The 5,423-nt window shown below is 66.3% G+C and carries 5 protein-coding genes and 1 pseudogene; 2 read left to right on the top strand and 4 right to left on the bottom strand.

Going from position 1 to position 5,423, the window contains the following annotated elements:
• The 4 genes from EN742_RS22685 to EN742_RS22670 all read right to left on the bottom strand — a co-directional run.
• Positions 1-489 (bottom strand): aminotransferase class III-fold pyridoxal phosphate-dependent enzyme (locus tag EN742_RS22685; protein ID WP_128333295.1); only part of this gene is annotated, 489 nt, incomplete at its 3' end.
• Positions 482-1,165 (bottom strand): HAD-IA family hydrolase, encoded by a 684-nt coding sequence (locus tag EN742_RS22680; RefSeq protein ID WP_189347381.1) that lies wholly within the window; start codon positions 1,163-1,165, stop codon positions 482-484. The genes EN742_RS22685 and EN742_RS22680, both read right to left, overlap by 8 nt.
• A gap of 8 nt (positions 1,166-1,173) precedes the next feature.
• Positions 1,174-2,460 (bottom strand): Tm-1-like ATP-binding domain-containing protein, encoded by a 1,287-nt coding sequence (locus tag EN742_RS22675; RefSeq protein WP_126056107.1) that lies wholly within the window; start codon positions 2,458-2,460, stop codon positions 1,174-1,176.
• The gene (locus EN742_RS22670; protein ID WP_128333296.1) at positions 2,457-3,221 is read right to left on the bottom strand and encodes an IclR family transcriptional regulator; all 765 of its coding nucleotides are present in this window, start codon (positions 3,219-3,221) and stop codon (positions 2,457-2,459) included. The genes EN742_RS22675 and EN742_RS22670 overlap by 4 nt, the downstream gene beginning before the upstream one ends.
• A gap of 175 nt (positions 3,222-3,396) precedes the next feature.
• Between EN742_RS22670 and EN742_RS22665 the strand changes: the two genes are divergently transcribed.
• A complete protein-coding gene (locus EN742_RS22665) occupies positions 3,397-4,842 on the top strand; it encodes an APC family permease (RefSeq protein WP_126056106.1) in 1,446 nt (481 codons plus the stop codon).
• 57 nt (positions 4,843-4,899) lie between these two features.
• Positions 4,900-5,423 (top strand): annotated as a pseudogene (locus tag EN742_RS22660) (cytochrome P450); the annotation flags it as partial.

Genomic DNA, 5,423 nt, shown 5'->3' with positions numbered 1-5,423 from the left:
GCCGTTGACCGAGGCGCCGCCGAAATGCGTGCCGTGATAGCCCTTCTTCAGCGCCAGGAACTTCGTCCGGTCGCCCTGGCCGCGGATCTTCCAATATTGGCGCGCGAGCCGCAGCGCCGTCTCGACCGAATCCGATCCGCCCGAGGTGAAGAAGGCACGCACCATGCCCTCCGGGGCGAACCAGTCGGTGAGCTCGTAGGCAAGCTCGATCGACGGTCCTGTCGAGGTGCCGCGAAAGCCGGAATAATAGGGGAGCGCATCGAGCTGCGCGGCCATCGCCTTCTTGATCGGGTCGCAGCTGTAACCGAGGTTGACGTTCCACAAGCCGCCGACCGCATCGAGTACGGTGCGGCCGTCGGCATCGGTCACCGAGACGCCGTCGCCCTTCATGATGATCTTCGGCGGCGTCGCCCGCATCTCGGCCGGATGCGCCATCGGATGCCAGATCGGCTTGGCGTTGTTCTCGGTGAGGAAGTTGATGTCACGCATCGGTGGGAACTCCGGTTTCCAATTGGGGGAGGGCGAGGCCGAAATGGCCGAGCGCCTCGGCATAGCTTCGCGCCGGCTGGGCGACGTCGAAATGCACGGTCAGCATGCCGGCGGCGGTGGCGCCGTCGATGTTGCGCTGCTGGTCGTCGACGAAGACGCATTCGCCAAGCGGCAGCTCCAGCGCCTCGCCGACCATCGCATAGGCCAGGCGATCGGGCTTGAGGACGTTGGTATAAGTCGCGTCGACTATGGCCTCGAACAGCGAGAGCAGCGGCAGCCGCTGGCGGAACTGCGTGCCGTAGAACAGGTCGAGCTCGTTGGAGAGGATGGCCAGCCTGATGCCGGCCGCGTGCGCCGTCCGGATCGCCCGTTCTGCCTCGGGCCGGATTACGGCCTGCGGGTCGGCGCCGCGCGCCCGCTGCACGAAGGTCGACATGTCGCGCCAGTCCTCGCCGACCAGCTGGCCGACCTCCCGCGTGCGCGTCCTCCAGTAGTCGCGCTCGCTGATCTCGTCCGCCTGCATGGCCCGCCACAAAGGATCGGAGGCCGGGTCGAACGGGCCGCGCCAGGCAAGCGTGCCCGGCGCCAGACCCAGCGCGCGCTCAGTCAGCGCATGCGTCTCGAACAGCGTGCGGGTGACTACGCCGCCGAAATCGAGCACCATCGCCTTTGGCAGCGACCCGCTCATGCGGCTTGCCTGCGGCCCGGCGGTACTATGCCGTCGGCGACCCAGCGGTCGAAGATCTCCAGCGCCTTGGCGCAGAAGGCGGCGTCATTGATGTGTCCGGCGATCTCGTGCAGCTCGGCATTGGCAGGCACGCTGGCACGCATCTCCTCGACGAAGGCCGACAGCGCCTCTGGGTCATGCAGCGGCTCGCCTTCCTGGTCCCATTGCTGGATGCCGCCGGCGGGCAGGATGAAGGCGGTCGGGCCGGTCGCCGCGGCGAGCTTCTCCCCGATGGCGCGCGCGATCTCCTTGCGGGTCGAGGCGTCCGAGGTCACCGAGGCGAGCAGCCGGTTGTGCGCATGGTAGGGCCGCTCGATGAAACGCGAGGGCACCGTTTGCCAGGTCGGGAAATCCACCATGTCGACGGCGCCGGGCGCGACGATCTGCGGGATGCCCTGCCGGCCCGCATTCTCCAGCCGGTCGGTGCCGGAATTCACCACCGAGCCGGTGAGCTGGTTGGCGAGTTCCTGCAGGCTGAAATCCATCACCGCGACAAAACCCTTTTGCGCCGCGATCGCCTCCAGCGCCCGTCCGCCCATGCCGGTGGTGTGGAAGACGATCACCTCGTAGCCGCGCTTTTCCAGCTCCGGCTTCAGCCTCACCATATAGTGCAGGCAGCTTTTGCCGAGCGAGCTCATGCCGATCCGCGGCTTTGCCGCGTCCGGCTTGACGACGGCCTGCGCGGCACCCACCACCGCGCCGCAGGCCTGCGACAGCACCGCCTTGCAGGCGCTGTTCAAGCCATAGAGGCCGCCGGCCCACAGGATCATCATCAGGTCGGTGGCGATGCGTTCCGGCGGCAGCAGATGCGAATAGGCGATCGTCGAGACGACGAATTTCGGCACGCCGAGTGGCAGCGCCAGTGCCACGTCGAGCGCAAGGTCGGTGCCCATCGAGCCGCCGAGCGCGATGACGCCGTCGATCTCGCTTTTGTCGTGGAGCGCGCGCGCCAGTCGCGAGGCGCCGAGTGCCATCAGCGTCATCGCCGAATTCTCGTCGCCGCTGGCGATGATCGCCTCGATCGTCGTGTCGGCGGCCTTTGCCACCGCGTGCCTGTCATAGGCCGGCCGGTAGGGCGGGTCGCCGAGCACGCTGACGTCCATCATCACGGCGACGCCGCCGACCGCCTCGATGCGCTCGCGCATGAACAGAAGCTCGTCGGCCTTGGTGTCGCCGGTGCCGATAACCAGGATACGGCGTGTCTCCTCCACAGTCGGTTCTCCCTGCAATGTCGTTGTTGTCATGCCCGCTTGCGGCCCGGCAGCCTGCCGAAAAGCCGCTCGCTGATGCCGCGCGCCGCCGCGGCGACGCTGGCGCCGTGACGCTCGATGTCGCCCTTCTGGATCCGCACCCTTGGTGCCGCGACCGCGACGGTGCCGATGGCGAAACCGTCGGCGCCGAGGATCGGTGCCGCGACGCTGAGCACGCCTTCCTCATAGCCTTGCGAGCCGGTCGAATGGCCGCGCGCGCGGGCGGCGGCGATATGTTCGGCGAGCGTTTCGGCGTCGCCGATCGTGTGGGGCGTGAAGGCCGGCAGCGGTCCCGCGAGGACGCCGGCGCGGACATGCTCCTCGGTGAACGCCAGGAAGGCAATTCCGGACGCCGTCGCATGCATCGGCAGCACCTCGCCAAGTTGCACGCTGACGCGGTTGGCCTTGGCCGACTCGATGACATGGACCGAAATCAGGCCGCGCTTTGAATATTCCGACAAATGCACGGTCTCGCCGGTCTCGGCCGCCAGCTGCTCGACCACCGGCACCGCCATGCGCAGGAACGGAAACTGCGCCTCGCGCATCAGCGCCAGCCGCGCGATGCCGGCGCCCAGCCGGTAGAGCCGCGTGGCTTCGTCCTGCTCCACCAGCCCGTGCTCGATGAGCGAGACCAGTAGCCGCCGCGTCGTCGCCTTGTCGAAACCGGCGCGCCTGGCAAGGTCGGCAAGCGCCGTCTCGGGCGCGCTGCGGCCGAGCATTTCCAGCAGCGAAATGGCTTTGCTCACCGTGCCCATCCCGGTCTGATCCTCCATCAGATACTTAACGTGCGAATTAACTTGACAGCAAGTCGATTCCTTTGCAAGTCTATATTCGAAATGCTGTTGCAAATAGTGAAACGTTGATGGCCCAGCAGAAGGCCCGGCATTTCAGGGACACTTGGTTTCCGCAAGCGCGGATCTGGAGGGAAAGATGACGACAATTGAAGCCGGCGAACTGAACCGGCTGAGGAAGAACAGCCTTGGCGTTGGCGCCATCACCTTCATGGTGATCTCGGCCGCGGCGCCGCTCACGGCTGTGGCGGGTGGCACGCCGCTTGGCATGCTGATGGGCAACGGCGCCGGTTTTGCCGGCACCTATCTCATCGTGACGGTTCTGCTGCTGTTGTTCGCGGTGGGCTACGTCGCCATGTCGCGTCACGTCGGCAATGCGGGAGCTTTCTATGCCTACGCGGCGCGCGGGCTCGGCGGCCTCGCCGGCGGCGCGACGGCGCTGATTGCCATCCTGTCCTACAACGCCATGCAGATCGGTGTCATGGGCTTGCTTGGCGCCGCGACCGCCGGCCTGTTCGCCGGTTGGGGCATCGCTTTGCCCTGGTGGGTGTGGAGCTTCATCGCCATCGCCATAGTCGCCGTGCTCGGTTACCGCCAGGTCGACCTGTCGGCCAAGATCCTGACCGTGCTCGTGCTTGCCGAATATGTCGTGGTGCTGATCCTCGACCTGACGATCCTCAGGACCGGCGGCGACAGCGGCCTGTCGGCGGCACCGTTCAGCTGGAGCCAGATCACGAGCGGCGCGCCGGCGATCGCCATCCTGTTCTGCTTCGCCGCCTTCATCGGCTTCGAGGCGACCACCATCTATGCCGAGGAGGCGCGCGACCCCAAGGTCACCATTCCGCGCGCCACCTATTTCTCCGTCATCCTGATCGGCCTGTTCTACATGGTCACCGCCTGGCTGATGGCGGTCGGCGCCGGTGTCGACAAGCTGCTGCCAGCCTTGCAGGGCCTGCAGGATCCGACCACCTTCCTGTTCGGCCTGTCCGATCGCTATGCCGGCACGCCGCTCACCCACGCCATGAGCATCTTGTTCGTGTCGAGCCTGTTCGCTGGCGTGCTGGCCTTCCACAACGCGGTCGCCCGCTACATCTATGTTGCGGGCCGTGAGAAGCTGCTGCCACAGACCATCGGCGTGACCCATTCGGCGCACCAGAGCCCGCATGTCGCCTCGGTCATCCAGACCGTGCTTGCCGCTGTTGTCGTCGGGCTCTTCGCCGTGCTCGGGCTCGACCCGGTGCTGGCGCTGTTTTCGTGGCTGACCAATGTCGCGACGCTCGGCGTCATCGTGATGATGGCCGTGGCCTCGCTGGCCGTGGTGATGTACTTCCGCGCCAATCCGTCCGCCCAGGAAAACGCGCTGAAGACCACCGTGCTGCCGGGGCTGACCTTCATCGCCTTCGTCATCATCATCTACCTGATCGTCATCAATTTCGGCAGCCTGTCGGGCGCTGGCGGCTTCCTCGGCGTGTTCCTGCCGTCCCTGGTGCTGATCGCCGCCGTGGTCGGCCTGTTGCTGGCGAGTGCATTGAAGGGCCGCGATCCAGTCGCCTTCGAAAATCTCGGAGTGCCTTTGAAGGACTGAAAGAAGTCAGGGGCGGCGGCTGACGCCGCCCCTTCCATCGCAGAGGGAGTGACGGCATTGAGCTTTGCCGACGAGATCACCGTCGAGGCGCTGGAAGCCGATCCTTACCCGATCTATGCCGAGCTCAGGCGCAGCGCCCCGGTCGCCTATGTGCCGGCGGTCAACCTCTGGTTCGTCACCCGCTGGAAGGATGTCGAGACCGTCGCCAAGTCGCCCGACATCTTCTCGGCGGTGGTCGGCACGTCGCCGGTCGAACGCTCCTTCGGCAAGCCGACCATCCTGACCACCGACGGCGAGACGCACAAAGACCTTCGCCAGGGCGTCGATCCAAAATATCGGCCGCGCACCGTCGCCTCCTATGCCGGCGACCTCGTGCGCTCGATCGCCGGGCCCTTTCTCGACCAGATCGCCGAACAGGGCACGGCGGAACTGATGGCAGACTATTTCGAGCCGGTGTCGACACTCAGCCTGGCGCGCTCGCTCGGCCTCGACGACATCGACATGCCGACCCTGCGGCGCTGGTTCTATGGCCTCGCCCAGGGCGCCATCAATTTCGAGAACGACCCGAAGCGGCAAGAGGT

The organism is Mesorhizobium sp. M4A.F.Ca.ET.020.02.1.1, from assembly GCF_004022645.1.
In the GTDB taxonomy this organism is placed as follows: domain Bacteria; phylum Pseudomonadota; class Alphaproteobacteria; order Rhizobiales; family Rhizobiaceae; genus Mesorhizobium.
Note: the sequence above shows the minus strand (reverse complement) of the source record. Positions and strands in the feature narration are given on the sequence as shown.

Coding starts and splice junctions, on each gene's coding strand:
- EN742_RS22675 (WP_126056107.1), bottom strand. CDS start 2,460: ATGACAACAACGACATTGCAGGGAGAACCGACTGTGGAGGAGACACGC.
- EN742_RS22670 (WP_128333296.1), bottom strand. CDS start 3,221: ATGGGCACGGTGAGCAAAGCCATTTCGCTGCTGGAAATGCTCGGCCGC.
- EN742_RS22665 (WP_126056106.1), top strand. CDS start 3,397: ATGACGACAATTGAAGCCGGCGAACTGAACCGGCTGAGGAAGAACAGC.